A 216-nucleotide genomic window follows, 5' to 3' on the forward strand; every position below is an offset into this window, starting at 1 on the left:
AGGGGTTTCGGAATTCAATCTTGACGATGACCTACTCTCACATGGGGAAACCCCACACTACCATCGGCGATGCATCGTTTCACTGCTGAGTTCGGGATGGGATCAGGTGGTTCCAATGCTCTATGGTCGTCAAGAAATTCTGTGACCAGCCCGTATGAAACATACGTGCCGGCAAAATGAGTGACTTCTACTTAAAACAAAACCCCTACCTGCAGT

General features: G+C 48.6%; 1 rRNA gene. It reads right to left on the reverse strand.

Annotated elements, in window-relative coordinates:
* Window positions 1–18: 18 nt before the first annotated feature.
* Window positions 19–134, reverse strand: a 5S ribosomal RNA gene (rrf, locus tag NTD87_RS04215).
* Window positions 135–216 lie beyond the last annotated feature (82 nt).

Origin of the sequence: Pseudomonas sp. 6D_7.1_Bac1, from assembly GCF_025465945.1 — a bacterium.
Taxonomy (GTDB): Bacteria; Pseudomonadota; Gammaproteobacteria; order Pseudomonadales; family Pseudomonadaceae; genus Aquipseudomonas.